The 26,012-nt window shown below is 69.0% G+C and carries 18 protein-coding genes and 1 pseudogene; 10 read left to right on the forward strand and 9 right to left on the reverse strand.

What is annotated here, in order from left to right; genetic code table 11:
- Nucleotides 1-2 precede the first annotated feature (2 nt).
- Nucleotides 3-1,193: an aminotransferase class I/II-fold pyridoxal phosphate-dependent enzyme gene (locus tag F627_RS0105000; RefSeq protein ID WP_019583448.1), complete on the forward strand. Its 1,191-nt coding sequence runs from the start codon at nt 3-5 to the stop codon at nt 1,191-1,193.
- A gap of 16 nt (nt 1,194-1,209) precedes the next feature.
- On the opposite strand, the gene F627_RS0105005 is transcribed toward F627_RS0105000, so the two are convergent.
- Together F627_RS0105005 and F627_RS0105010 are read right to left on the reverse strand one after the other, a co-directional pair.
- Entirely contained in the window at nt 1,210-2,601 is a 1,392-nt protein-coding gene (locus F627_RS0105005) for a sodium-dependent transporter (protein ID WP_019583449.1), read from the reverse strand.
- A gap of 15 nt (nt 2,602-2,616) precedes the next feature.
- A complete protein-coding gene (locus tag F627_RS0105010; RefSeq protein ID WP_018866812.1) occupies nt 2,617-4,254 on the reverse strand; it encodes an alpha-D-glucose phosphate-specific phosphoglucomutase in 1,638 nt (545 codons plus the stop codon).
- A 114-nt stretch (nt 4,255-4,368) separates the two neighbouring features.
- On the opposite strand from F627_RS0105010, the gene F627_RS0105015 reads away from it, so the two are divergent.
- The gene (locus F627_RS0105015; RefSeq protein WP_018866811.1) at nt 4,369-4,851 is read left to right on the forward strand and encodes a DUF1249 domain-containing protein; all 483 of its coding nucleotides are present in this window, start codon (nt 4,369-4,371) and stop codon (nt 4,849-4,851) included.
- Nucleotides 4,852-4,877: 26 nt separating this feature from the next.
- Here the strand turns inward: F627_RS0105015 and F627_RS0105020 are convergent, their stop codons facing one another.
- Together F627_RS0105020 and F627_RS0105025 are read right to left on the reverse strand one after the other, a co-directional pair.
- Complete coding sequence (locus F627_RS0105020) at nt 4,878-7,019, reverse strand: EAL domain-containing protein (RefSeq protein WP_019583450.1); 2,142 nt, start codon at nt 7,017-7,019, stop codon at nt 4,878-4,880.
- Nucleotides 7,020-7,034: 15 nt separating this feature from the next.
- On the reverse strand, nt 7,035-9,167 hold the full coding sequence (locus F627_RS0105025; protein ID WP_019583451.1) for an HDOD domain-containing protein: 2,133 nt from the start codon (nt 9,165-9,167) through the stop codon (nt 7,035-7,037).
- A gap of 231 nt (nt 9,168-9,398) precedes the next feature.
- On the opposite strand from F627_RS0105025, the gene F627_RS0105030 reads away from it, so the two are divergent.
- A complete protein-coding gene (locus tag F627_RS0105030; RefSeq protein ID WP_019583452.1) occupies nt 9,399-10,847 on the forward strand; it encodes a P-loop NTPase in 1,449 nt (482 codons plus the stop codon).
- A 30-nt stretch (nt 10,848-10,877) separates the two neighbouring features.
- Here the strand turns inward: F627_RS0105030 and F627_RS16290 are convergent.
- Nucleotides 10,878-10,991 (reverse strand): annotated as a pseudogene (locus tag F627_RS16290) (PLDc N-terminal domain-containing protein); the annotation flags it as partial.
- A gap of 540 nt (nt 10,992-11,531) precedes the next feature.
- Between F627_RS16290 and F627_RS0105040 the strand changes: the two are divergent.
- The 4 genes from F627_RS0105040 to F627_RS0105055 all read left to right on the forward strand — a co-directional run bounded on the left by F627_RS0105040 (nt 11,532) and on the right by F627_RS0105055 (nt 15,427).
- Nucleotides 11,532-11,981 carry a YaiI/YqxD family protein gene (locus tag F627_RS0105040; protein WP_018866806.1) on the forward strand — a complete coding sequence of 150 codons (450 nt, stop codon included), beginning with the start codon at nt 11,532-11,534 and terminating at the stop codon, nt 11,979-11,981.
- A 391-nt stretch (nt 11,982-12,372) separates the two neighbouring features.
- Nucleotides 12,373-12,717: a hypothetical protein gene (locus F627_RS0105045; protein WP_019558184.1), complete on the forward strand. Its 345-nt coding sequence runs from the start codon at nt 12,373-12,375 to the stop codon at nt 12,715-12,717.
- A 44-nt stretch (nt 12,718-12,761) separates the two neighbouring features.
- Nucleotides 12,762-13,088 (forward strand): non-heme iron oxygenase ferredoxin subunit, encoded by a 327-nt coding sequence (locus F627_RS0105050; protein ID WP_018875713.1) that lies wholly within the window; start codon nt 12,762-12,764, stop codon nt 13,086-13,088.
- A 368-nt stretch (nt 13,089-13,456) separates the two neighbouring features.
- Nucleotides 13,457-15,427 carry a DUF1631 family protein gene (locus F627_RS0105055; protein WP_018875712.1) on the forward strand — a complete coding sequence of 657 codons (1,971 nt, stop codon included), beginning with the start codon at nt 13,457-13,459 and terminating at the stop codon, nt 15,425-15,427.
- A 304-nt stretch (nt 15,428-15,731) separates the two neighbouring features.
- On the opposite strand, the gene cysZ is transcribed toward F627_RS0105055, so the two are convergent.
- From cysZ to queF, 4 genes are all read right to left on the reverse strand, one after another.
- Nucleotides 15,732-16,472, reverse strand: a complete 741-nt coding sequence (gene cysZ, locus F627_RS0105065; protein WP_018875711.1) for a sulfate transporter CysZ — start codon at nt 16,470-16,472, stop codon at nt 15,732-15,734.
- Between the two features lie 7 nt (nt 16,473-16,479).
- Nucleotides 16,480-16,689, reverse strand: coding sequence for a DUF3185 family protein (locus tag F627_RS0105070; RefSeq protein WP_018875710.1), 210 nt, complete (start codon nt 16,687-16,689; stop codon nt 16,480-16,482).
- Between the two features lie 243 nt (nt 16,690-16,932).
- Nucleotides 16,933-18,228 (reverse strand): FGGY-family carbohydrate kinase, encoded by a 1,296-nt coding sequence (locus F627_RS0105075; RefSeq protein WP_019583454.1) that lies wholly within the window; start codon nt 18,226-18,228, stop codon nt 16,933-16,935.
- A gap of 11 nt (nt 18,229-18,239) precedes the next feature.
- Nucleotides 18,240-18,662: a preQ(1) synthase gene (gene queF, locus F627_RS0105080; protein WP_018878344.1), complete on the reverse strand. Its 423-nt coding sequence runs from the start codon at nt 18,660-18,662 to the stop codon at nt 18,240-18,242.
- Between the two features lie 173 nt (nt 18,663-18,835).
- Here queF and smc point away from each other — a divergent pair, with 173 nt between their 5' ends.
- The 3 genes from smc to ligA all read left to right on the forward strand — a co-directional run bounded on the left by smc (nt 18,836) and on the right by ligA (nt 25,772).
- Nucleotides 18,836-22,330, forward strand: a complete 3,495-nt coding sequence (gene smc / locus F627_RS0105085; RefSeq protein WP_019583455.1) for a chromosome segregation protein SMC — start codon at nt 18,836-18,838, stop codon at nt 22,328-22,330.
- Nucleotides 22,331-22,470: 140 nt separating this feature from the next.
- Nucleotides 22,471-23,685, forward strand: coding sequence for a cell division protein ZipA C-terminal FtsZ-binding domain-containing protein (locus tag F627_RS0105090; RefSeq protein ID WP_019583456.1), 1,215 nt, complete (start codon nt 22,471-22,473; stop codon nt 23,683-23,685).
- Complete coding sequence (gene ligA, locus F627_RS0105095; protein ID WP_019583457.1) at nt 23,682-25,772, forward strand: NAD-dependent DNA ligase LigA; 2,091 nt, start codon at nt 23,682-23,684, stop codon at nt 25,770-25,772. Before F627_RS0105090 ends, ligA begins: the two co-directional genes overlap by 4 nt.
- Nucleotides 25,773-26,012: the final 240 nt, after the last annotated feature.

Raw genomic sequence — 26,012 nt, forward strand, 5'->3', positions numbered from 1 at the left:
GGATGACCTCGGCGCCTCTCGCCAGCCCGGCCCATGACCCGGACCTGTCGGCATTCGCCAGGGTGGTCGAGCCGTTCCGCGTGATGGACATCCTCGCCCGGGCCCAGGAGGCCGAGCGCAACGGGCGCGATATCATCCATCTGGAGGTCGGGGAGCCGGATTTCCCGACGCCGCCGCCGGTGATTGCCGCCGGTCGTGCGGCGCTGGCCGCCGGGGATACGCGCTACACTCCCGCCCACGGGACCCGCGCGCTGCGCGAGGCACTGGGCGCCGACTACCGGTGGCGCCACGGTGCCGATGTGGATCCCGAGCGGATCGTGATCACGGCGGGCGCGTCGGCGGCGATCCTGCTGGCCCTGGCGGCCGGGGTGAACCCGGGCGAGGAGGTCCTGCTGCCGGATCCTGGCTACGCCTGCAACCGGCAGTTCGTCGCCGCGCGTGGCGCGCTGCCCGTGGGCCTGCCGGTGCACGCCGAGGATGCCTTCCAGCCGACGCCCGAGGCCATCGCCGGGGCATGGGGCGGGAATACCCGGGCGGTGCTGCTGGGCTCCCCGGCGAACCCGACCGGGACCTGCCTGTCGCGCGAACGCCTGACCGCGATCGTCGAGGTCGTGCGCGAGCGCGGCGGGCTGGTGATCATGGACGAGATCTACGCCCAGATCGTCTTTGACCGCCCCGAGCCCAGTGCCGCGGCTGGCTTCCCGGACGTGGTGGTGATCAATTCCTTCTCCAAGTACTTCGCGATGACCGGCTGGCGCCTGGGCTGGATGGTGGTGCCGGAGACCTGGGTGGACCCGGTGCGTCGCCTGGCGCAGAACCTGTTCGTGGCCCCGGCCACGATGGCCCAGACGGCGGCACTGGAGGCCTTCACCCCGGCGACCGAGGCCCTGCTGCAGACGCAGGTGCGCGAGCTCGAACAGCGGCGCGATGTGCTCCTGGACGCGCTGCCGGGGCTCGGGCTCGAGGTCCAGGCGCGTCCGGAAGGGGCGTTCTACATCTATGCCGACTGTACCGCCCACGGACCGGACTCCGAGGCGCTTTGCGCACGCATTCTCGACCAGGCCGGCGTGGCCCTGACGCCAGGTACGGATTTCAGCCCGACTCGGGGGCGGGACTATCTGCGGATCGCCTATATCCAGTCGGAGACCCGACTGCGCGAGGCCGTGGAGAGACTGCAGACCCTGCTGGGTTAGTTACCCCAGTATTTCCCTAAAGGCGGGGCAGGTGGCTGCCGAAGGACGAGAGCTGCCAGAACAGCAGCAGGAGTGCGGCGGGGGCCACGAAACGCAGGGTCCAGCGCCAGGTGGCCAGGACAAGCGGCCGGTGCGGCAGCTCCTGCGCCGCGATGTGCGCCGGGACCACCCAGCCAGCGAACACCGCGATCATCAGCCCGGAAAGGGGCAGCAGGATATTGATCGAGGTGTGTTCCAGCAGGTGGTAAAGCGTTGGCAGTTCGCGCCCAAGTAGCGTGATATCGATTTGCGCCCATTCCGCCCCGCTGAAGGAAAAAATGGTGATCAGGCTGCACGCCCCGATGCTCAGCGTGGCCGTAAGGGACGCCCACCAGTGCCCAAGCCCGAAACGTTCGTGGAGCAGGTGCACGAAGACCTGAACGCCGGTGATCATCGTGCCGAAGGCGGCAAGGCCCAGCATGACGAAGAACAGCACGGTCAGGAGCGCGCCGGCCGGGATCGCGCTGAGCGCCAGGGGCAGGGCTTCGAACATCAGAGCGGGGCCGGCCGTGGGATCGAGATCGAAGGCGAATACAACGGGAAAGATCGCGAGCCCCGCGGTCAGGGCAATCAGGGTGTCCGCGATTGCGATGCCGGCGGCGGTGCCGCCGATCGAGATCTCCTGTGGCAGGTAGGCCCCGAACATCATCAGCACGCCGGCCGCGAGGGTCATGGTAAAGAAGGCATGGCCGACGGCGATCAGCAGGCTGCGCGGCTCCAGTGCCGCGAAATCGGGCCAAAACATGAAGGCGGCCGCGCTGCGGACGTCGCCGATCCACAGGCCGCTGGCCATTGCCAGCAACAACAGCGCGAACAGCAGGGGCATCAGGACGCTGACGCTGCGTTCCAGGCCGCCGCGCAGCCCCAGGCCGAGGATCAGAAAGGTGGCACCGATCCCGAAGGCCGTCCACGACAGCATTCCGCTGGCCGAGGTGGTGGTGGCCACGAAGACCGCCCGTACCTGTTCGCCATCGGCCTGGGAAAAGGCCCCGGCCGCCGCCTGCGGGATGTAGGAAAACACCCACCCCGCCACCACCACATAAAAGCCCATGATCACGAATGACGCTAGGATCCCGATCCAGCCCACCATCTGCCAGCCATCGTGCGCCCGGCTCTCGCGGGCTACGGCCAGCGCCGCATAGCCCGGTGACCGGCGCCCGCGCCGGCCGATCATGACCTCGGCCATCATGACCGGGATACCGATTACGGCAATCGCCGCGAGGTAGACCAGCAGGAACGCACCCCCGCCGTTCTCGCCCAGGATATAGGGGAACTTCCAGATGTTGCCCAGGCCGACGGCCGAGGCAGTGGCGGCCAGCACGAAGGCATAGCCGTGCCGCCAGCGGATGCGGGTGGCGGTGATATCCATGCCGCGCGGGCCCGGTCAGGTGATGACGTCGGGTTTCTCGCGGCGGGTCAGGCCGGGGATGTCGCCGAGCCGGGAGGCGGCCTCGATCAGTGGACGCAGCAGTTCCTGCGGGTCGGCATCGAGGTGTTCCGGATGGGTCTCGTGCTGCTCGATGTACAGGCGCAGCGTGGCGCCCTCGGTGCCGGTGCCGGACAGCCGGAAGACGATGCGGGCACCGCTCTCGAACAGCACCCGCAGGCCCTGGTGCTCGGTCAGGCTGTTGTCCACCGGGTCGCGGTAGGCGAAGTCGTCCGCGCGCGCCACGCGCATGCCGGCCAGGGATTGCCCCGGCAGCACCGAGAGCTGTTCGCGGATGCGTGCCATCACCTGTTCGGCGCGGTCGCTCTCCACGGCCTCGTAGTCGTGCCGGGTGTAGTAATGGCGTCCGTACTGGCGCCAGTGATCGCGCACGATCTCCTCCACCGACTGGCGCCGGGCCGCCAGCAGGTTGAGCCAGAACAGCACGGCCCACAGGCCGTCCTTTTCGCGCACGTGGTCGGAACTGGTGCCGAAACTTTCCTCGCCGCACAGCCGGATGCGTCCGTCGTCCAGCAGGTTGCCGAAGAATTTCCAGCCGGTCGGGGTCTCGAAGCAGGGGAGGTCCAGCTTTGTGGCGACCACGTCTACGGCCTGACTGGTAGGCATGCTGCGCGCCACGCCCTTCAGGCCGTCGGCAAATGCCGGGATGTGGTGGGCGTTGGCCGCCATGATCGCGAGGCTGTCCGAAGGCGTGACGAAGAAATGCCGGCCGAGGATCATATTGCGGTCGCCGTCACCGTCCGAGGCGGCGCCAAAATCCGGGGCATCGCGGCCGTACAGGGCCTCGCGCAGCTCCCGCGCGTGCGACAGGTTCGGGTCCGGGTGGCGGCCACCAAAGTCGGCCAGCGGCTCGGCGCGCAGGATGGTCTCGGCCGGGGCCCCCAGGCGGTTGACCAGGATCTCCTCGGCATACGGGCCGGTCACGGCATGCATGGCATCGAAGCGCATGCGGAAGTGATCGGAGCGCAGGAGTTCGCCGATGCGCTCGAAGTCGAACAGGGTGGCCATGTAATCGGCATAGGTCCCGACCGGATCGACCACCTCGACGGCCATGTCGCCCAGCTGTCCGGCGTGCAGGTGATCGATGTCCACGTGCTCGGTGCCATTGGCGATGCGGTAGTGCTGGATGCGGGTGCTCTGCTCGAAGATGGCGTCGGTCACCGAGGGCGGAGCGGGGCCGCCGTTGGCGGTGTTGAGCTTGACCCCGAAATCGCCCTCCGGGCCTCCCGGGTTGTGCGAGGCAGACAGGATCAGGGCGCCCGTCGCCCCGCGCGAGCGGATGAGGTGCGATGCGGCCGGGGTCGACAGGAGGCCGGCGTGCCCCACGGCGACCTTCTTCACACCGTTGGCCAGGGCCATGCGCAGGATCAGCTGGATCGCCTCGCGGTTGTGGAAGCGCCCGTCGCCACCCAGGAGCAGTTCGCCGTCCTTCAGGTCGGGACAGGCGTCGAAGATGCTCTGGATGTAGTTCTCGAGGTAGTGCGGCTGGCGGAACTGGCGGACGCGCTTCCGCAGGCCGGAGGTGCCGGGCTTCTGGTCGGAAAAGGGCCGGGTGGTGACGACGCTTATGTCCATGGGGTCGCGGATCCTTGTTGGTCGATTCGAAGGTACCAAAAACCCCGGGGGGTGTCCCGCCTGGCACTACTGGCGCTCGCGGCGAAGCCGCCCTGGCCTGTTAGACTGCGCGACATGTTGCTGGAGCGTCAGACCCCGTCCCACCTGGAACCCAGGCCCGAGAGCTTCGCGGCACTGATGGAGATGTACGAGGAGAACTACCTCGCGCTGCGCCGTCTGTGTCCCGAACTCGAGCGGCAGCCGGTGCGTTCGGTCTCGCGGGTGGCGGGCGCGCTGGATCTGTACCTGGAGGTGCTGGAGCGCACCCGCTATACCACCACGCTGCACCTCACCTACCGGTTCGATCATCAGGGTGAACGCCGCGAGCAGCCAGACATGCGCGTGCGCCTGTTCCATGACGCGCGCCAGGCCGAGGTGCTAGAGCTGCACTGCCGGACCATCGGGGACGGTGCCGTCCCGGAGATGCTGAGCGGCCACCCGGGCCTGGTCTGTCGCTGGCGGCACAACCGGTTCCTGTACAAGTGGCTGCGCTACTGCCTGCGCCAGGGGCACCGCTTCCTGGCGGATACCGAGTCGCAGGTGGCCGCGGTCGAGTAGGTCGAGCAGGCGGTCGTGGTCGCGGCCTACTGACAGGCTACGGGCCGGGGCGCGATCGCGTCGTTCTCCAGCAGGCGGTGCAGCGGGGCGGGCTGACCGAACAGGAAGCCCTGCATCATCGGACACTCCAGCTTGCGCAGGTAATCGCGGTGGGCGTCGGTCTCCACCCCCTCGGCCACGATATTCATGTTCAGGCCGCGCGCCATGGAGATGATCGCGTTGACGATGCAGGCCTCGTCCTCGCGGCAGATGGTCTGCGTGAAGCTGCGATCGATCTTGAGGGTATGGATCGGCAGCTTCTGCAGGTAGCTGAGGGACGAGTAGCCGGTGCCGAAGTCGTCCACCGCGATCTGCACGCCGGCGGCCCCCAGCCGGTTCAGTTTGTGCACCGTGTCCGGGGTGTCGCTCATCAGCAGGTTCTCGGTGATCTCCACCTCCAGCAGATCGGGCGGGAAGCCGGCCTCGCCCAGGATGCCCAGGAAGTCCTCGACGAAATCGTCGCGCTCCACCAGTACGGGGGAGAGGTTCACGGCCAAATGTAGTTCCGGATAGCCCGACTGCATGTGCTGCTGCACCTCGCGAATGGCGGTGCGCAGGGTCAGGCGGTCGAGATCCACGATCAGGCGGGTGTCCTCGGCGACCGGGATGAACTCGGCCGGGCCCAGCAGCCCCAGTTGCGGGTGGTCCCAGCGAATCAGCGCCTCGACGCCGACCATTTGCCCGGTTTCCGTGTCGACCTGAGGCTGATAGAGGATATGGAACTCGTCGCGCTCCAGGGCGCGGCGCATGTCCTGTTCCAGCTGCAGCCGGCGCGGGGGGTGGCCGCCCATGTCCGGGCTGTACACGCGCACCCCGGTCTTGCCGGTACTCTTTTCGCGGTACATCGCGATGTCCGCGTTCTTGATCAGGGCCTCGAGGTTGTCGCCGGCATCCGGGTAGATTGCGATGCCGATGCTGGCGCCGACGAACAGTTCGTGGTCGCCGATCTGGAACGGGGCCTGCAGGCTCTCCAGGATCTTCTCGGCCACCTGGATGGCGGACTCGCTGCTGGCCAGACCCGGTATCAGCAGGGTGAACTCGTCGCCGCCGAAGCGCGACAGCGTGTCCCCCTTGCGGATGCAGCCCTGCAGGCGCTGCGCCACGCCCTGCAGCAGGCGGTCGCCGACCGTGTGCCCGAGCGAGTCGTTGATCACCTTGAAGCGGTTCAGGTCGATAAACAGCACGGCCAGCTGCGTGCCGGAGCGATGGGCGTGGGAAATGGCCACATCCACGCGGTCGCGAAACAGGGCGCGGTTGGGCAGGCGAGTGAGCAGGTCGTGGTAGGCCTGGAAGTTGATGAAGGCCTCGGATTCCTTGCGCTCGGTGATGTCGCGGGCGGTGCCGTAGGTCAGCGCCTCATGCCGGCCATCGGCGTTTTCGTCCCCGGCCCCGTTGGGCCACACCGCGACCTCGAAGAAGTGCCGGGTGTGGGACGGGCGCGCCGGTTTCAGGGCGAGTTCGACGGAGCGGATATGGGCCTGGCGGCGGGTGGCCTGTTCGAAGAAATACGCGGCCTTGTCGCGGTCCTCGGGTTCGACCAGGTCCAGGATGGAGGACTCGAGCAGGTCCTGACGGGCATAGCCCAGCAGTTCGTGGACGCGCGAGTTCACGAAACGGAAGCGGTGTTCCGCATCCAGCACGAACACGATGTCGGGCGAGTTGTTCACGATCATGCGGTGCAGGCGCTCGGATTTCTCCAGACGCGCGCGCATGGCGCGGTTGGCGTCTTCCAGCGCCTTGTGCTGCAGCGCGTTGCGCACGGTCGCCAGCAGTTCGGCCGGTTCGTAGGGTTTTTTCAGATAGTCGTGCGCGCCCTCGCGCAGGGCCCCGGCGACGTCCTCCACGGTGCTGTTGCCACTCACCACCACGGTCAGGGTTTCCAGGCCGGCGGCCTGCATGAAGCGCAGGACATCGAGGCCGTCGAGTTCCGGCATGGCGAGATCGAGCAGCAGCAGGTCATAGTGCTTTTCGCGCAGGGCCTCGATGGCGGCGCCGCCACCCGGGGTGGTGCGTACGGGATAGCCTTCCAGACTCAGCAGGCCCCGCAGGCTTTCGAGCAGGCCGGGGTCGTCATCGGCGATCAGGATGCGGACGGACTGCGGGTCGATCGGCGTGTCGCGGTCGGTCATCAAGGCCTCAGGGCGTCATGATTGCGTCATCCCTGATGCGTCCGCTGTCCCCTGTGTGACCAGGGGCAGGGTGATTTCGAAGCGCGTCCCGGCGCTTGTGCTGGTAAAGGTGAAGCCCGCACCGATCTCCTCGGTCAGGCGCTTGACGATGCTGAGCCCCAGGCCGGCATGGCCCGGCCCCTTGCTGGACGCCACCGGCGCAAACGCGGCGGCCTGGACCGCCGGTGGCAGGCCGGGTCCCTTGTCGGTCACCGACAAGGGGACCACGCGGCGGCCATTGACCGTGGTCGGGGCGCGGGTGGCGATACTGATCTCGCCACCGTTCTCCTGCGCCTCCGCGGCGTTCTTCAGCAGGTTGGTCAGGATCTGGCGCAGGTGATCCGCCGACACGGACAGCGGCGGGTCCGAGGGGCTGAGGTCCAGGTGGAGCTCGATGCCCCGGGTCCGGCACAGGGACCCGTCGACGATATCCGCGACCTGGCGCACCAGCGCATTCAGCGAGCCCGGTCCGGTCTCTCCGGTCGCGGCGGCCTCCGGATCGCGCAGGCGCAGCAGGATGCGCCCGACCCGGTCGATCTCGTCCTTGATGAGGCCCAGCTCGTGGCGGGCCTCGTGCTCCGCACCCAGCTTGTGGTGCAGCACGCCCAGGTAGTTCTGGATGATGCTGAGCGGGTTGCCGGCCTCGTGCACGGTCTCGCGGATGCGCTGTTCGGTAGCGTCGGTGTCTCGGGGCTCGGGGCGGGGCTGCGTCAGGGCGCGCGCGATCTCGCGGGTCAGGGAGCGGATGAAGTCGCTGCGGGGTTCCAGGCCCTCCGCCTGGCCGTGCGTCAGCCCGAGGATCAGCACGCCGGCGGGCTGCTGGCCCTCGGCCAGCAGCGGAAAGCTCCACAGGCGTTCCGCCTCGCACAGGCGGAACAGCTGCTGGTCGATCACCGGGAGGCCGGCGGCGTTTTCCTCCTCGTGACGCAGGATCTCGCGGTCCAGCAGGGTGTCGGTGACCAGGCTGCGCCCGGGCAGCAGCGGCAGGGTGAAATCGGGTGTCTCGTCATCCTCTACCCAGGCGGAGACCGACTGCTGGTCGTCGTCGACCAGAAACAGCAGGCTCTGGCTCACGCCCAGGGTCAAAAACAGGGTGCGCCGCGCGGCCAGGCAGCGGTCCTGCAGGCGGGTCGCGCGGGCCATCTCCGCGTTGATCCGTTCCAGTTCGGTGAGGTCCCGGACCCGTGCCCCAAGGGCGCGTTCGGCTGCCCGGTCGTTCGATTCCGGCCCGTCCTGCGTCTCTGGACCCGACGCGGGGGCGTCGAGATCGATCTCGAGCGAGCCGGCGATGCGCCGAACATCTTCGGCCACCCGTTCGCGCAGCGCCCGTGCCAGACCCTCGTTCAGGCCGAACAGCGTGTCGGCGGCGGCCAGCGCCGTTTCGTTGCAGGTGGCCTCGGTGCTGGCCGCGAGGGTGGCCGGAAGGCAGGCCATGGCATGTGCCAGGTTCACCAGCTTCACCAGGTGGTGGGCATCACGCACGCGTTCGGCCGGCTCCAGGTGGTAGCGCACGGCATCGGCCACGAAACGGCCGAGGCCCCAGGTCTCCAGGCAGTCGCCGCCCAGCTCGCCGTAGTGGCACCCGAAGCTGTCGCGTTCGAGGGCCACCAGGTGCGGGTCATCCTCCGCCGCCTGCAGCAGGGGCCAGTAGTGGCCCTCGTCTCCGGCAAGCCGGATCAGGCGGCCGATGTCGATCAGCAACCCGGCCAGGTAGGCCTCTTCCGGGCGGGGGTAGCGGGTCAGGGTCGCGAGGACCTGGGCGAGGCTGGCGGTGGTCAGGGCGCGGCGCCAGATTACGCGGAGGTAGCCGCGATGCCGGGGTGCGAACTCGCCGAACAGCTGCTGGATCGCCGCGGTGAGGGCCAGACTGCGCACCGTGTCCAGGCCCAGGCTGAACAGGGCGCGGTCGATGGTGCGGCAGGGCGAGCCACGGTAGTAGAAGGGGGAGTTGGCGGCCTGCAGCAGGCGGCCGGACATCCCGGCGTCCTGCAGGATGGCGCGGGCGAGGGACTGGAAATCGGCTTCATCTGCCTGGGTGGCATCAAGAACGGGGATCAGCGCCTGGGGCAGGCTGGGTAATGCGTCCGTTGCCGTGTTGACCCTCGCCATGCTGTTCCCCGGAGACGCTGTAGCCGACCCGCCGTCTCAGTTGCCCGAACCGCGAACCCGGTGGTGGCACCGTGTGGCGCCTGCGCGCCGGGCCGCTCTTGATAACCGACTATACTGTGCGGTATTCGGACGCGCTACCGGACGGGGTAGACCGGCCGTGAGTTCGCCGTCATCCTTTACCGATCAGGGTTTCCTTAATCCATGCCGATGAGTGCCATGCAGGGAGCCGCAATGTCCGATCGCAGTGCCTCGGCGGATTCCCGATCCGCAGCGGTGGCGCGGCCACGGGTCCTGGCCGTGGCCAGCGGCAAGGGTGGCGTGGGCAAGTCCAGCCTCGCGGTTAACCTCGGGATTACCCTGGCGCGCCGGGGGCGGCGGGTGTGCATCCTCGACGGCGACACCGGGCTGGCCAACGTCAACATCCTGCTGGGGCTGCGTCCGCAACGGGGGCTGCCCGAGGTGCTGGCCGGGGAATGCGGCATCGAGGAGATCCTTCTGGAAGGGCCCCATGGCCTGCGGATCATCCCGGGCGCCAGTGGCATCCGCGAATACGCCGAGCTCTCCGAGGCCCACCAGCAGCGCCTGGTCACGGAGCTGGCGCGCATCGAATCGGATTTCGACGACCTGTTGCTGGACACCGCCGCCGGCATCGGCGACACCACGCTGGACTTCCTCGCGGCCAGCCATCAGGTCCTGCTGGTGCTCACCCCGGAGCCGACCTCCCTGACGGACGCCTTCTCCCTGCTGAAACTCGCCTTGCGCCGGCAGGCGCTGGATGTACGGGTGGTCGTCAACATGGTCGCGGACGTTGCCGAGGCGCGCAGCGTGTTCCAGCGCTTCGGCAACGCGGTGGAAAAATACCTGCATACGCGGGTCGATTTCCTGGGGTTCGTCCAGCGCGACGAGAGTCTGCGGACGGCGGTCACCCTGCAGCACCCGGTCGCGCTGTTTGCCGAGGGCGATCCGTCGTTCCGCCCGTTTCAGCGCCTGGCCAACGCGCTGGACGACGACCCGCCGCAGGGGCCCGACGCGGCCTTCAGCCGCTTCTGGCGCGGGCGGCTCGAGGAGTCTCCACCCGCTCCCCGATCCGCTGTCGGTTCCGCCGAGGATGACGGATTCGAAGCCACGGCCCAGCCGGCAACGGCGGTCCAGGAACCTGTGGATTCCCCGGCCGGCGAGACGCCCCCGCCGGAGGTGGATGCCGACCAGGGCCTGGCCCCGTTACGCCGGGCCTTCGAGAACGCGCTGGAGGTGGCGGACCCGGAAGCCCTGGCCGAGGTCCTGAACACCCTGCACGAGCAGTACCGGGCGCGCACCGGGCGACCGGCCATCAAGGGGGTTGAGCCTTCGGTCGATGCGCCGTCGGAAGAGGCGGCCACCCCCGAGGTTGCGGAGGATGTCGCGTTGGGTGAGGCGCAGGGCCCCGCCGATCCGCCGAGCCCGCGGGCCCCTGCGGAGCGGGATGCCGTTCCGGTTGCCGATACGCGGACGGCCGCCCCGCCACCGGACTTCGGCTGGCGTGCTGCGGACCCGGACGCGGGTATCCCGGGGCCGCAGCGGACATCCCGTGCCCCGGGCTTTGATCACGAGCGGTTCGGATCTCAGGAAGCGCTGCTTGCGCGGCTCCGCGAACTGGAGGGCCGGGACGTAGACCTGGCGGCGTTTCTGCGCCGCCTGTGAAGGGCGCGACGGGCGCGACGGGCGCCTATCGGGGCCCAACAGCAGCCAGGCGATCAGTCCCAGAAGCGGCAGGAACAGCAGGATCAGGATCCACAGCAACTTGACGACCGGGCCGGCGGGGCTTTGCGCGGTGCGCACGATGGCTTAGGGAAACACTGATCAATGCACACGCTCGCGTTGGCACCCCAGGTTTTCCGAGACAAGGCGCGGTGCGCAGCGGGTAGTGGTTCTACCCGCAAGTGGCGCAACGCAGGATCGGGGAACCTGGGGTGCCAACCCCACAAGCCATTGACAGCAGGGGCTCGGCCGCTTTTGCGCGCGAACGGCGTTGCGGTTCCCTTGTGCAGAATGACTGCACGGCAGTCACCGCGCCTTGTTCCCACGCAAAAGCGACTCGAGCGCGAGTGTGTGCATTGATCAGTGTTTCCCTAAATTACGATCAGCAGCCAGACGAGGCCCAGAATGCTGGTAACTTCGATGCCCATGGGATGCTCCTTGCGGGTTGGATGCGTGGCCCGACCGGAACGCACGCCCTGTTTGAAGGCAGGAGCAGGTCTCTCCTGTCCAGGTCCCTGATAGCACGGGGCTTGTGCGGGTGCCAATCCGGGCGGCGAAAAATGTGCCGGGCGCCGCGAACCGATACCCTGTGCCGCAACCGTCATTGAACGCCCCGGAAGGAGGCCCATGAAGATCTGGGTGGATGCGGACGCCTGTCCCGCTGTGATCAAGGAAATCCTGTTCCGCGCGGCGAAGCGGACCGGGACGCCGATGACCCTGGTGGCCAACCAGCCGATGCGCACGCCGCCGTCCAAGCTGATCGACTCCATCCAGGTGGGTGCCGGGTTCGACGTGGCCGACAACGAGATTGTCCGGCGCCTCGCGGCGGGCGACCTGGTGATCACGGCCGATATCCCGCTGGCCGCGGAGGTGATCGAGAAGGGCGGCCAGGCGCTCAATCCACGCGGCGAGCTCTATACCCGCGACAACATCCGCGAGCGCCTCAGCATGCGCGATTTCATGGACACCCTGCGCGGGAGCGGCGTGGATACCGGCGGTCCCGCGGCCCTGGGCCCTCGCGACCGCCAGGCCTTCGGCAATGCCCTGGACCGCTGGCTTGCCCAGCACGCCCGCTAACGCACGGTGCGCCGCAGTACCTAAACCCGCAGTTGCCGGATCAGCCTGAGGGTCTCCTCCGCCAGTTCCACCCAGTCTTCCCTTGGAGCGAGGTGTCGCCGTTCGTTCGGGTCCAGTGCCCCCGTGGCCTTCGGGCCGGCGCTCGACCGAGGCCGGGTCATTCGCGAGGGCGAGCGGGAGCGGTTCTGATGTGCCGAATTCATACGAGCGAGCGTCCCTGTCGGGTGCGTGTTCGGGTCGTCATTCCCGGGTAACGGCAGCGAACCGTCTCGCTTGAGCCTGTGATTCGCGGGTGAATCGGCACGACGAATGCCCCTTTCGTTAGGCTGTATGGAGAAGGATGCGGCATGCGCTGTGAGCGGAACCGGGAGAAACGATCGTGTGGAAGGGGATGAAGGCCCTGATTCTGGGGTTGGTAGCGTCAGCCTTGTTGGTAGCCTGCGGTGGCGAGCGCGTGGCGCCGGTAACGCTGGAGCAACTGGCGGCGTCGGCGCCGGCGTTTGACGGCGAGCTGGTGGAAACCGCGGGAGTGGTAAACCGCTTCGACGATCCCGAGCATTACTGGCTCGAGGACGACGCCATCAACCGGGTGGCGGTTACCCCCGGTTCGGCGGTCCGCGACCACCTGGGCGAGAACCTGCGCGTAGTCGGGCGCTTTTCCTATCACCCGGAAGAAGGGCGGCGGATCGAGATTGACCCGGCCGCCACTGCGGCCCTGCGTGCATCCGCCCGTTGAACGAATCTGCTGCCTGAACCCCGGGTTTTGCCAAGGGAGACGCAATGACACATTGGATTGATGTAGCCCCGGTCGGGACGATCGAGGATGGAGACCATCGCCTGGTGGAGACGGCGGATACCGAGGTCGCCATCTTCAACCTCGGCGGCGAGTATTTCGCGGTGGAGAATCTCTGTACCCACGAGGATGTACCCATCGCCGACGGCGAGATCGACCCCGACGACTGCATTACCTGTCCGATGCACGATGCCCAGTTCTGTCTGCGCACCGGCGAGGTCATGGAGCCGCCGGCGGAAGAGCCGCTGACCCGGTTCCCCGTGCGCATCGAAGGCGACATGGTGCAGGTGGGCGCACAGCCACTGGACGACTGAACCGCGCTAGGGGAAAACTGATCAAGGGACACACTCGCGTTGGTACCCCAGGTTTTCCGAGACAAGGCGCGGCGTTGCGGTTCCCTTGTGCAGAGTGACTGCACGGCAGTCACCGCGCTTTAAACGCAGGCAAAAGCGACTCGAGCGCGAGCGTGCACATTGATGAGTGTTTCCCCTCGGGTTGAGTCGGAAGCTGCCCCGGATGCTCTGCTTTTGCCGCGCCTGTACACTATGGGGCGCCTCACGTTGAACTTACGGGGGCTATCGCGCGGCTAGACGAGGGCACCCAAGCAATGGCAGGCACGGAGCAGACAGGCCGGGAAGGCCCGGGGGGTGATCCGGCGAAGCTTTGGTCGGGACTGGCCGGTTTGTCGGATGCGCAGCGCCAGCAACTGGCGCGTGGCATCGTTCCACGAGTGGCGGATCACCTCGACCGCTGTCTGGAGGCGATCGCCCGGGACTGGACCGCCGGCGGCAAGGACTCCGAAAGCAGCGAGTGGGCCAACCAGCTTCAGGGCTATCAGTTCGTGCTGCGCCGCCAGTTCGAGGAGGCCCTGGAACGGGACTTCCTGGCCACGACCTATCCCCCGAAGTACGAATTTTCCGGTTCCAGCTACGCGGGCGACAACTCCGGGTTGCAGATCCTGGACGACTACCAGTCCACCCGCCGCTCCCTGCGGCACAAGCTGGAAGGACTGGTCCGCGAGCACAATCGCTATTCCTGGTTCGTCTTCCTGCAGGCGGCGCGCGAGGAGGATCGCTTCGAGCACCCCGGCTGGGCGCCGTGGTCGCCGCTGAACTGGTACGAGCGCCTGATCGAGACCGCCGAGGCCCAGTTCGGCCGTACCGACATGACCCTCGATCTGATGCGCGGGTATGTGCGCTGCCTGGGCAGTACCGCCGCGCCGACCCTGGCCTTCGTGGTCGAGACGGTGGAGTCCTGTGGGCTGGTCCGCGAGCCGGTTTCCGAGGAACCGGATGGCGATCTGGACCGGCCGGCGGCTCGCGCGAGCTGGGGCGCCGCCAGCGCCGAACCGGCCCCCGACGGCGCGGCGGCGCCCGCGACCGAGGCGGACGAGGCGGCCACTTCGGAAGCCGGCGCTGGCGTGGGCGTGGCGGCCCGCGCGCCGATGCCCGCGGCGGATGCGGCCCCGGAGGCCTGGCAGCAATGGGCGGCGTCCTCCGGCTGGCTGCTGGCCGCCGGCGGGGCGGGTATGGGCCCGGCGGCGGGCGCCGGTGGCTCGGCGGTCGAGGCCCCCCTGGAGGACGTCATCACGGGTGTGCTGGCGGGCGTGTTCGCCGAGGTGTCGCGCCAGCTCGAGTGCCATCCCGAGTTCCGCGCGATCATGCTGAAGCTGCAACCGCTGCTCGCGCGCGTGGTCAGCCGCGATCTCGAATTCTTCCACGACTCCGCCCACCCGCTGCGTGAATGGGTGGGCAGCCTGATCAACACCGGTGTGCGCATCAGCCCCGACAACGGCGCGGAGGATGCCGCGCTGGTCAAAGGCTATCTCGACGCGATGCGCCAGAGCGTCGAACGCCTGGAAAAGGAGGTCGATGTCCTCGATCGCGCCGGCGCACAGGCCCTGCGCGAGGAATGGGATACGGCCCTGGCGGAGCAGGACGCGCACTGGCAGGCGCAGGCGGACGCACTTGCCGAGCCGATGTGCCAGAAGGAACGCGCCGCCCGGGCCCGACGCACCCTGACTGTATGCGTGCTGGAAACCGGTGCCGAGCTGCCGGAGCGCGCCGCCGAGCAGATCGCCGAGGCCTGGGAAGACCTGCTGGCCGTGGACGAGGCGGCCGTGCAGGTCCTGGACGCCGAGGTTCAGGAGGTGGTGCGGGCAATCTGCAACGGGGTCACCCCGCAGGAAGTCAATCCGCTGGTGCAGAAGATCGTCGCCACCGCCCGCGAGCATGGCGCCGACGAGGCGCGCATCAAGGCGGTGGTGCAGCACCTCGGGCAGGCGCACCTGCAGCGTATCCGTGCCGCGGCCGACGAGCCGCGCTTCGACCCGCAGGCACGCATCCAGGCGCGTCGCGCCACGCGCCTGGAGGACGACGACCCGGATCTGCTGACCGATCTCGACGACCCCTGGGTCTTCGATGCCAGCCGGATGCGCACCGGCGAGTGGTTCGAACTGGTGGACAAGGCCAGCGGGCAGCTGCACCGCATGGGCCTCGTGTGGCGCGGCGAGGCCACGCGCGGCTATCTCTTCCTGTCGCTCGACCAGGGCGCCAGCCGCCGCCATTCCCTGCAGGGCGTCGCGCAGGAGCTGCGCGAGGGCCGCATGCGCCCGCTGCCGACCGACAACCCGCTGGATGCGCTACTGGGCTGATTCGGATCCCGCCTCTCACGAGGTCAAGGGCGTTTGGCACCACGAAGCGCACGAAGGCACGAAGAAGGGCAAGGGCGGTTTACAGGAAGGTTTGAAGGTTGGAAGGGATGATGGGCTGGAGGGCCTGGGGCTCGCAGGGTTTCGGCGAGTCGCCTTGCCCCGGAAGGTCTGCATCCGAGATCGATGATTCCGGAGGAATGGACCCGGCCATCGTTATTCCTTCCAGCGTCCTTCCCTACTTCCTGTAACCCGCTTTTGAATTTCTTTCTCTGTGCCCTCCGTGCTCTCTGTGGTGAAAAATGCCTTAGGCGTTGCCCCGGGGGTCGGGCAGGCGCACGCGCAGGTGGGTTGCGCCGATTACGGCGGCCGGGACCAGCAGCAGGTTCACCACCGGCACCATCGCCAGCAGCGTGGTGCCGGCCCCGAAGCTGAGCGTCTCCAGCCGGTGGGCGCGCAGGGTCTGGCGGACCGCCGCAAACTCCAGGCCGTCGTTCGCCAGCGGGGCTTCCATGAATTCGACGGCCAGGACCCAGCTGCCGAACAGGAACCACGCCAGTCCGGCCAGCAGGTTCAGCCCGGGGATCACCGTGATCACCAGGACCGGGATGAACAGCAGGGCGTAGTACCCGGTTTTGCGCAGCGCGGTGATGCTCGCGTGACCCATCTCGCCGAGAAACGAGCGCGCCGGCTGGCGCGGTTCGTGGCCCAGGCCGCGGGCGGTACGGTAGGCCAGCGGGCCGGAGAACGGGCTGGCGATGATCGCGGCCAGGGCTACTGCCGATACCGCAAAGGCCACCAGCAGCGCCAGGGCGAACAACGGCCATAGCAGCCAGGCCAGCCAGTCCCAGCCACTCGGGAGCCACGCGGCCAGCAGCGCCTCGAAGCCAAGTGCGGCCGCCGCCGCAAGCCCGATCACCACCACGATGTTGATGATCAGGGGCCCGATCACCAGGCCCCGCAGGCCCGGCTCGAATACGCGCGAAAGCCCGCGAAAGGGTGCCAGGAACGCGAACAGCGGGGTCAGGCGGAGCGAACGGGCCGGCACGGTGGGCTCAGCGGCGCACCCCGAAGATCGCCAGCACCAGCCCAACGACGGACATCACGCCGCCCGCGATCAGGTACCAGCGCGTCTCGTCCGTGTAGCGCCCCATGAATTCCTGGTGCAGCTCCTCGCCCAGGCTTTCGGTCGCGTTATAGCCCATCACCAGCAGAATGATCCCGCCCACCAGCAGGGCAATCCCGAGAACTCGCGTCCAGTGCATGTCGTATCCCTTTGTTGTGGTGTTCCCTTCGGAATGTAGCATCGATGGCCGGTGTGCGGCCCCGGGGCACGGTAGGAGCGGCCTTGGCCGCGAAGCCCCTGCCCGCGTACGGTTCTGGAACACCGGATATCCGTGCTACAGGAGCCGGTTCGCTGAACGCGCGCTGTTGGGGGTGTCTCCGGCTTTGGCGGGGGCTTCGCCGCCAAGGCGGCTCCTACATCGAGCTTGTCGGCATGGGGCGGGTTAGTCGGTGAAGCCGGGCTCCAGGCCCACGCCGATGCGCGCGAGGCGGGCGGCTCCGTGCGCCGCGTCGTCATCCGCGGCCGGGGTGACCGGGCATTCGAGGATGCGGCTGCGGATGCGGGTCCATACGGGGTTTCGGGCGCCGCCGCCGAGCGAGACCACGTGCTCCACGCGCGGGGCGCCCAGTTCGGTCAGGCGGCGGTAGCCGTCGCGCTCGATGCGGGCGATCCCCTCGAACAGCCCTTGCAAGAAGCGCGCGTCGTCATCGGGGCGGGGGGCGAGACGCGGCTCCAGTTCGGGATCGTTGACCGGGAAGCGCTCGCCGGTTCTGGGCAGGGGCCGGTAGTCCAGCCCGCTGTCGCTCTCCGGGTCGATGGTGTCGCTCAGTCGCTCCAGCGCCGCGTCGTCGAAGTACTGGCGCAGTACGGCGCCGCCACTGTTGGAGGCGCCACCGACCAGCCAGCGTCCCAGCAAGCGGTGGCTGTAGATGCCCAGTTCCGGGGCGTAGATCGGCTCCGGTGCCAGCTGCTTGAGTACCAGCGTCGAGCCCAGGCTGGTGACCCCGGTGGTGTCATCGGCGACGCCGGAGGCGAGGAATCCGGCGATGCTGTCGGTGGTGCCGGCCACCACCCGGCAGGCCGGGTTCAGGTGCAGTGCCTCCGCCACCTGCGGGTCCACTGGGCCCAGCACGGTGCCGGCGGGGACCACCTCCGGCAGCAGGGTGGCGTCGGTCCCGAGGGTTTCCTGCAGCCAGTTCGGCCAGCCCCCCCAAAGGGCGTCGTAGCCCAGTTTCAGGGCGTTGTTTTCGTCCATGTGGTCGAAGCGCCCGCGCAGGCGCCCGGCGATCCAGTCGGCCTGGTGCAGGACGCGGCGCACGCCCGAGAGCCCCTCGTGGCGACGCAGCCACAGCAGTTTCGCGGCCGAGGAACTGGGGCTGTGCACGGCGGAAGCGGCCGGGGCCACCCCGGCCAGGACGGGCAGCATGTCGGTGGCCCGGGCATCGTTGTACATCAATGCCGGGTGGGTCGGGCGTCCATCGGCGTCCAGGCGCAGCAGGGTGGCCGAGGTCCCGTCCACCGCGATTGCCGCCGGCTCGCCGTCCAGATGCGTAGCGGCCTCGCGCAGGAGCTCGCGTACATGGGACCACCAAAGGGCCGGGTTCTGCTCCGCGCGCTGCTCATCGCCACCGACCGAGGCCGGCAGCGCCCGCTGCGCGGCATGGATGCGCTCGCCCGCCGGGTCCAGCAGCACGAGCCGGATCCCGGAGGTGCCGAGGTCGATGCCGATGGCGTGCATCGCGCGCGAGCTCAGCCGTTCATGTCGAGCGGGCTGCGCGTGGGCGAGGGCAGTTGCACCGGCTCCGGCGGGGTCCAGCCGGGCTTGCGGTGTTCCGCCACCACGGTGGTATAGACGCCACCACGCACGTTGAAGTACGAGGTCAGGCGCATGTAGCGCGGGTCGGTCGCCGCCACCAGATCGGCCAGGATGCGGTTGGTCACGGCCTCGTGGAAGGCCCCCTCATCCCGGTAGGACCACATGTAGTTCTTCAGCGACTTCAGCTCCACACATTTCTGGTCCGCCACATACTGGATGTGCAGCTCGGCGAAGTCCGGTTGTCCGGTCGCGGGGCACAGGCAGGTGAATTCCGGTACGCGGATATAGATCGCGAAGTCGTTCTCCGGCGCCGGATTGTCGAAGGTCTCCAGGGTCTTGCTCGGCTGGCTGGGCATCTACGTCTCTCGTCGTTGAATGGGTGGCCCCTGCGTGTGACAGCCCCCTGTGGGAGCCTGCTAGCAGGCTCCTACAGCGGGACAGGTGCCAGGTGCTCGGGGGCGGGTCACTCTGAGGGTGTAAGCGTGTACCATTCTAACCCCGAGTTCCCTGACCGCGGATAGCGCCGAACGTGCGACTCGCCCGAATCAAGCTGGCCGGCTTCAAGTCGTTCGTGGACCCGACCACCCTCGTCCTGCCCGGTAATCGGGTGGGCGTGGTCGGGCCGAACGGCTGTGGCAAGTCCAACACCATCGACGCCGTGCGCTGGGTGATGGGCGAGTCCTCGGCCAAGCACCTGCGCGGGGACTCCAGCGAGGACGTGATCTTCAACGGCTCCTCCAGCCGCAAGCCGGTGGGGCAGGCCTCCATCGAGCTCGTCTTCGACAACTCCGACGGCCGCCTGGGCGGCGAGTACAGCGGCTATGGCGAGATCGCCGTCAAACGCGCGCTGACCCGCGACGGCCAGTCCAAGTACTTCCTCAACGGCCAGCGTGCGCGCAAGCGCGACGTGGTAGACCTGTTCCTCGGCACGGGCCTGGGGCCGCGCAGCTACGCCATCATCGAGCAGGGCATGATCGCGCGCCTGATCGAGGCGCGGCCGGAGGAGCTGCGCGTGTACCTGGAGGAGGCGGCCGGCATCTCCAAATACAAGGAGCGCCGGCGCGAGACCGAGAACCGCGTACGCCACACCCGCGAGAACCTCGAGCGCCTGGACGACGTGCGCGACGAGGTGGCCAAGCAGGCCGAGCGCCTGAATCGCCAGGCCGCCACCGCCGAGCGCTACCAGGCCCTGGCGGCCGAACGCCGGCAAAAGCGCGCCGAGGCCATCCTCCTGCGCCTGCAGGCGCAGGAACGCGAGATGGAGGCCAGCCGCACCCGGCTCAACGATGCCGAGACCGCACTGGCCCAGGCCCAGGCCGAGGCTCAGAAGGCGCAGACCGGCACCGAACAGGCGCGCCAGGAGCGCCTCGAGCTGGAGGCCGCCACCACCCAGGCGCAGAGTGCCTACTACGATCGCGCCGCCGAGGTCTCGCGGCTGGAGCAGTCCATTCGCCATGCCGAGGACGAACTGGCGCGCGAACAGGCCGAGCTGCGCCAGCTGGACAGCCGCATCGAGGCCGCCGCCGGCGAGCATCAGGCGGTGGAGGCGCGCATCGCGCAGGCCGAGCAGGAGAGCGCGCAACGCCAGGCGGCTACCGCCAGCGCCGAGGCCGAGCGCGAGCGTCTGGAGGCGGCCGCTGAAGAGGCCGAGACCGAATACCAGGCCGCGCGCGAGACCCTCACCGAATGGGAACGCTCGCTGGCGGAGCCGCGCCAGAACGCGCAGCTCGCGCGTTCGCGCATGGACAACGCCGAGCACCTGCTCAAGCGCGTCGCCCAGCGCGGCGAGCGCCTCGAGGCGGAGCGTTCGGCCCTGCCGCAGACCCACCCGGGTACCGAGGCGGACCGCCTGGATACGGAACTGGCCGGCCTGCGCGAGCGGCTGCAGGCCCTGCAGGGCGATCGCGAACAGCAGCAGAACGCGCTGGCCGAACTGGAACAGGCTCAGCGCGAGGAGCAGGACCGCCTGCACGCCACCGAACGCGAGGCGCGCGAGGTCGCCGGGCGTCTGGCAGGCCTCGAGCACTTCGCCGGCGAGGACGACCCGCAGGAGACCCGCGCCCGGCGCGACGCCTGGGCGCGCGAACACGGGCTGGATCTGTCGCGGCCGCTGGTGCGGCAGCTGGAGGTGGTCGAGGGCTGGGACACCGCCGTGGAGATGGTCCTGGGGGCCTGGCTGGAGGCCGCCGTGACCGACACCCCGGAAGCCGCGCCGGACCTGCCCGACGCCATGCTGCGCCTGGTCGATAGCGACGTGCCGCAGGGGGCGCAGGCGCCGGCCGGCAGCCTGGCCGCCCGCGTGCAGGGCTCGCCGATGGTCACCGCCTGGCTCGCCACGGTGCAGTGCGCGGACGATCTCGCAACCGCCCGCGCCCGGGTGGCGACGCTGGGTCCGGGCGAGAGCGTGATCACCCCGGATGGCACCTGGCTGGGCCCGGGCTGGGTCGCGCATCGCACGCTGGAGGGCGGGGCCAGCGGCGCGGTCGCGCGGGTGCGTCTGGCGCGCGAGCTGCAGGAGCGTCAGGAGGAGCTCGCGACAGATATGAACCGCCTGCAAGCCGCGCTGGAAGAGCGCAACGAGACCCTCGCGGCCACCCGCGCCCGGCGCGAGGCGCTGGACGGGCAGATCCGCGAGCAGCAGGCCCAGATCGACGACCGCGAGCGCCGCGTGCAGCGCCTGCGCGACCAGGCTCGGCAGCTCGAGCAGCAGCAGGAACGCATCGACCGCGAGGCGGGCGAGCTGGACGAGGAGGCCGCGCGTGCCCGCGAGCAGTTCGCGGCCGCGGAGGCCGAGCGCAACGAGGCGCTGGCGCGCATCGAGACCCTGGAGGCCGACCGCGCCGCGCTGGAGGCACGTGTCGAGGCCGCCCGCGGCGCACAGTCCGAGGCCCGGGATGCGCTGCGCGCGGCACGCGACGCGGCCAACCAGGCGCGCATGTCCGAACAGGAGGCGCGCCACCGCCTGGAGCGCGAACACAACGAGCGCGACCGCCTGGAGCGCCAGCGCGAGGACGATGCCCAGCGCCGCGAGCGCCTCGCACAGGGGCTGGACGAGCGCCAGGGCCCGCTGGAGCAGTGGCGCACGGATCTGCAGACCGCTGCGGAGCAGCGCCAGGAGGCCGAGGCACGCCTGACCCGGGCGCGCGCCGACCTGGAGGCCTGCGACGCGCGGCTGCGCGAACTGGCCGGTGCCAGCACCGAGCTCGGCAATCGCGTGGAGGCGCAGCGCTCGACCTGCGAGGAGCTGCGCCTGGACCTGCGCGAGCGCTCGGTGCAGATCGAACAACTGAAGACCCAGTTCCAGGAATCCGGCTTTGCCGCCGAGGCCCTTGCGCCCGAGCTACCGGAGGACGCCACCGTCCCGGCCTGGGAGCAGGCGATCGGCGAACTGGACCGCAAGATCGAAAAGCTGGGGCCAATCAACCTCGCGGCCATCGACGAGGCACGCAGCCTGGAGGAACGCTCGCGCTACCTGGAAGAACAGCACGCCGACCTGATCGAGGCACTGGAGACCCTGGAGGCGGCGATGCACCGCATCGACCGCGAGACGCGCGCGCTGTTCAAGCAGACCTTCGACCAGGTGAATGCCGGGTTGGGGCACAAGTTCCAGCGCCTGTTCGGCGGCGGTGAGGCGCGCCTGGAGATGACCGGGGACGACCTGCTGGATACCGGCGTGACCATCATGGCGCGCCCGCCCGGCAAGCGGCTGTCCACCATTCATCTGATGTCCGGAGGTGAGAAGGCGCTCACGGCTTCGGCATTGGTGTTCGCGATTTTCGAGCTGAATCCGGCGCCCTTCTGCATGCTGGACGAGGTGGACGCCCCGCTGGACGAGGCCAACGTCGGTCGGTTCTGTGATCTGCTGCGCGAGATGTCGGAGCAGATCCAGTTCATCTTCATCACGCACAACAAGGCCACCATGGCCATGGCCGAGCAGCTGATTGGCGTTACCATGCACGAGCCGGGTGTGTCGCGGCTGGTCAGCGTGGATATCGACGAGGCCGTGGAGCTGGCGGAGGCCTGAGCCAAGCCCCCGTCATTGCGAGGCTCCAAAGGAGCCGCGGCAATCTCCAGGGGATGGCACAACGGGTTCCATCGGACCCCCAGCGCCCGGAAAAACCGCGGCAAAATCACTGCAATCAAACGAGGTACTGCGTGGATTGGATGCGCATCAGTCTGGTCATACTGGGGATTGTCCTGATCGCGGGGATCTGGCTTGGCCATCGCCTGCGCACGCGCGCGGCAGCGCGCGACGAGGAGGACGATGCCGCGGACTGGGGCGACGAGGCCGTGCATATCCGCGCCAGTGAGCAGCCGGGGCAGAAGCGCTGGTTCGAGCCGGCCGAGCCTGGCAGCGTTTCCGAGCCGGAGGCGGGCTGGGGGGATCCGTTGGATACCGGCAGCGTTCGCACCGGCGGGGCGCGCGAGCCCGCATTCGAGGAACCGCGCATCCCCGGCGCGTCCCGCGAGGATCGCCACGAGCCCCACCTGGGCGTGACCGCCAGCGACGACGAACCCGACCTGGAGCCCGATTACGGACGCCGGGGCGACCGCGCCCAGGATATCTACGGCGTGCTGGACAGCGACGAGGAGCCCACGCCGCCCCCGCCGCACGGTGCCTTCGAGCCGTCGCCGGAGGACCGCCCGGTACACACCCGGCGCAAGGGCCGGGCGAGCGCGCCGGTGGAGCGTGTGCGGGCGGCGCTCGGTGGCATGGGCGCCCGCCTGCGCGCCGGCATGGAGCGTGTGCGTCCGGAACGGCTCAAGCCCGCACGCGCCGAAGACACCCTGGGCGAGCACCTGCACCCGGACCACGAGGTGGACCCGGACCTGATCGAGAAGCCGGCACCGGATATGGAGACCCTGGGCGAGTATGTCTCCGAGCCGCGCGTGGTCGGGCGCAATCCGAAGGCCGAGCGCCGCGCGACCGACGAGAAGATCCTGCTGCTGCACGTGGTGGCCCCGCGCAACAAGCCGTTCACCGGCGTGGCCCTGGGCGCGGCCATGCAGCGCGCCGGCATGACCCCCGGCGAGATGGACATCTACCACTTCCAGGAACCGGAGACGGACAACCGTGTGCCGCTGTTCTCCGCCGCCAATATGGTGCCGCCGGGCACCCTGCGCGAGGAGGACCTGGCGGACATGATGACACCCGGCGTCACGCTGTTCACCCAGGTGCATCGCAGTGCCGAGCCGCAGCGGGCCTTCGAGGCGCTGCTGGAGCATGCCCACGTGCTGGCGCGCGACCTGGGCGGCAGCATCCTCGATGCGCAGCAGTCCACCGCGACCAACCAGACGCTGGCCTACATGCGCGAGGACCTGAATGACTGGCTGCGCCGCCACCGCCCGGACGTGCTGCGCCGGCGGAGCGCGCGATGAGCGCGTCGGGTTCGCCTGCCACGCAGGCAGGCTCGAAGGACGCTCCGAAGGCCCGCATCGACGCGCTGCGCCGGCAGATCGAGCATCACAACTACCGCTACTACGTCCTCGATGACCCCGAGGTATCGGACGCCGAGTTCGATGCCCTGATGCGCGAGCTCGAGCAGCTGGAGGCCGAGCACCCGGCGCTCGTCACCCCCGATTCGCCCACCCAGCGCGTCGGCGCCACCCCCGCCGAGGGCTTTGCCACGGTGCGCCACCGTCTGCCGATGCTGTCACTGGCCAATGGTTTCGAGGCGGACGAGATCCGCGACTTCGACCGCCGCGTGCGCGAACGCCTGGCGAAACAGACCGGCGACCCGGCACGCAGCGAGGCCGCGGTAACCTACATGGCCGAACCCAAGCTGGATGGCCTCGCCATCAGTCTGATCTACGAGGACGGCCGTCTGGTGCAGGCCGCCACCCGCGGCGATGGCGAGACCGGCGAGGACGTGACCGCCAATGTGCGCACCGTACGCCCGATCCCGCTGCATTTGGGCGACCGCTTCACCGACGACGCCCCGCGGGTGCTGGAGGTGCGCGGCGAGGTCTTCATGCGCCGCGCCGACTTCGAGCGGCTGAACGCCGGGCTCGAGGCAGACGGCCAGCGCGGCTTCATGAACCCGCGCAATGCCGCCGCCGGCAGCTTGCGCCAGCTGGACTCGAAGGTGACCGCGCGCCGCCCGCTCAGCTTCTTTGCCTACTCGGTGGGCTTCGTCGAGGGCGGGACCCTGCCGGACACCCAGTCCGGCACGCTGGACTGGCTGCAAAGCCTTGGCTTCCCGGCCTGCCCGGAGCGCGAGGTGCTGGAGGGCGTGGACGCCTGCCTCGAGTACTACGAGCGCCTCGCCACGCGGCGGGCGGGGCTGGATTACGAGATCGACGGCATCGTGTACAAGGTGGATGCCCTGGCCGACCAGCAGGCGCTGGGCTTCGTCTCGCGCGCGCCGCGCTGGGCCATCGCCCACAAGTTCCCGGCGGAGGAACGCACCACCACGCTGCGCAATGTCGAGTTCCGTGTCGGCCGCACCGGCGCGCTGACACCGGTGGCGCGCTTGGAGCCGGTGCTGGTGGGCGGGGTGATGGTCAGCAACGCGACGCTGCACAACATGGACGAGATCGCGCGCAAGGATGTGCGCATCGGCGACCGCGTGATCGTGCGCCGCGCTGGCGATGTGATCCCCGAGGTGGTGGGCCGCGCCGGTGGCGAACGCCCCGCCGATACCCGCGCCATCGAGATGCCCGCAACCTGCCCGGAGTGCGACTCGCACATCGAGCGTCCGGAGGGCGAGGCGGTGGCCCGCTGCACCGGCGGGCTGGTCTGCCCCGCGCAGCGCCGCGAGGCCCTCAAGCACTTCGTCTCGCGCCGCGCGATGGACATCGAGGGCTTCGGCGAGAAGATCATCGAACAGCTGGCCGACGGCGGCGTTGTGCAAAGCCCGGCGGACCTCTTCGCGCTGGACGCCGAACGCCTGGAGGCGCTGGAACGGGTTGGCCCGAAGCTCGCCGCGAACCTGGTCAATGCCCTGGAACAGGCGCGCGAGACCACGCTGGCGCGTTTCATCTTCGCCCTTGGCATCCGCGAGGTGGGGGAGGTCACCGCCCGCAACCTGGCCGAGTACTACGGGAACCTGGACATGTTGATGCAGGCCGACGCCGAGGCACTGCAGGAGGTTCCCGATGTCGGACCCATCGTGGCCGAGCACATCGCCAACTTCTTCGCCGAGCCCCACAACCTCGAGGTCATCCGCGCCCTGCTCGAGGCCGGCGTGCACTGGCCCGATCCGCCCCGGCGCGAGCCCACGGAGACGGGCGACGAAGCCCCGCTGGCGGGCCATACCTATGTCCTCACCGGCAGCTTCGACACCATGACCCGCGACGAGGCCAAGGCCGCCCTCGAGGCCCGCGGCGCCAAGATCACCGGCTCCGTCTCCAAAAAGACCACCGCCGTCATCGCCGGCGCCGACCCCGGCTCCAAGGTCACCAAGGCCGAATCCCTCGACATCCCCATCCTCGGCCCCGACGACCTCGCCCAGCTCCTCGCCTGATCAGCCCACCTGTAGGATTGGGCTGGAGGAAGTAGTCTGGTCGGAGTGGATTTGTGGGGGTTGTTTTGTGGGAGCGGCCTTGGCCGCGAAGCCCCTGCCAAAGTCGGACCCGGGCAGGAGCTTCGCGGCCAAGGCCGCTCCCACGGGATAGATGCCACAGATCTGGTCTGAAAAAACTGCCCCCACAAGGCTCATCACGGCAACGCCGAGGATAAGCGACCGCGCGTTTGCTACTCTGAC

The sequence above is a fragment of the Thioalkalivibrio sp. ALE16 genome (genome assembly GCF_000381305.1).
Lineage (GTDB): Bacteria > Pseudomonadota > Gammaproteobacteria > Ectothiorhodospirales > Ectothiorhodospiraceae > Thioalkalivibrio.

Bases quoted from the DNA above. Each gene is read 5' to 3' on its own strand.
- F627_RS0105000 (WP_019583448.1), top strand. From the start codon at position 3: ATGACCTCGGCGCCTCTCGCCAGCCCGGCCCATGACCCGGACCTGTCG.
- F627_RS0105005 (WP_019583449.1), bottom strand. From the start codon at position 2,601: ATGGATATCACCGCCACCCGCATCCGCTGGCGGCACGGCTATGCCTTC.
- F627_RS0105010 (WP_018866812.1), bottom strand. From the start codon at position 4,254: ATGGACATAAGCGTCGTCACCACCCGGCCCTTTTCCGACCAGAAGCCC.
- F627_RS0105015 (WP_018866811.1), top strand. From the start codon at position 4,369: ATGTTGCTGGAGCGTCAGACCCCGTCCCACCTGGAACCCAGGCCCGAG.
- F627_RS0105020 (WP_019583450.1), bottom strand. From the start codon at position 7,019: ATGACCGACCGCGACACGCCGATCGACCCGCAGTCCGTCCGCATCCTG.
- F627_RS0105025 (WP_019583451.1), bottom strand. From the start codon at position 9,167: ATGGCGAGGGTCAACACGGCAACGGACGCATTACCCAGCCTGCCCCAG.
- F627_RS0105030 (WP_019583452.1), top strand. From the start codon at position 9,399: ATGTCCGATCGCAGTGCCTCGGCGGATTCCCGATCCGCAGCGGTGGCG.
- F627_RS0105040 (WP_018866806.1), top strand. From the start codon at position 11,532: ATGAAGATCTGGGTGGATGCGGACGCCTGTCCCGCTGTGATCAAGGAA.
- F627_RS0105045 (WP_019558184.1), top strand. From the start codon at position 12,373: ATGAAGGCCCTGATTCTGGGGTTGGTAGCGTCAGCCTTGTTGGTAGCC.
- F627_RS0105050 (WP_018875713.1), top strand. From the start codon at position 12,762: ATGACACATTGGATTGATGTAGCCCCGGTCGGGACGATCGAGGATGGA.
- F627_RS0105070 (WP_018875710.1), bottom strand. From the start codon at position 16,689: ATGCACTGGACGCGAGTTCTCGGGATTGCCCTGCTGGTGGGCGGGATC.
- F627_RS0105075 (WP_019583454.1), bottom strand. From the start codon at position 18,228: ATGCACGCCATCGGCATCGACCTCGGCACCTCCGGGATCCGGCTCGTG.
- queF (WP_018878344.1), bottom strand. From the start codon at position 18,662: ATGCCCAGCCAGCCGAGCAAGACCCTGGAGACCTTCGACAATCCGGCG.
- F627_RS0105090 (WP_019583456.1), top strand. From the start codon at position 22,471: ATGCGCATCAGTCTGGTCATACTGGGGATTGTCCTGATCGCGGGGATC.
- ligA (WP_019583457.1), top strand. From the start codon at position 23,682: ATGAGCGCGTCGGGTTCGCCTGCCACGCAGGCAGGCTCGAAGGACGCT.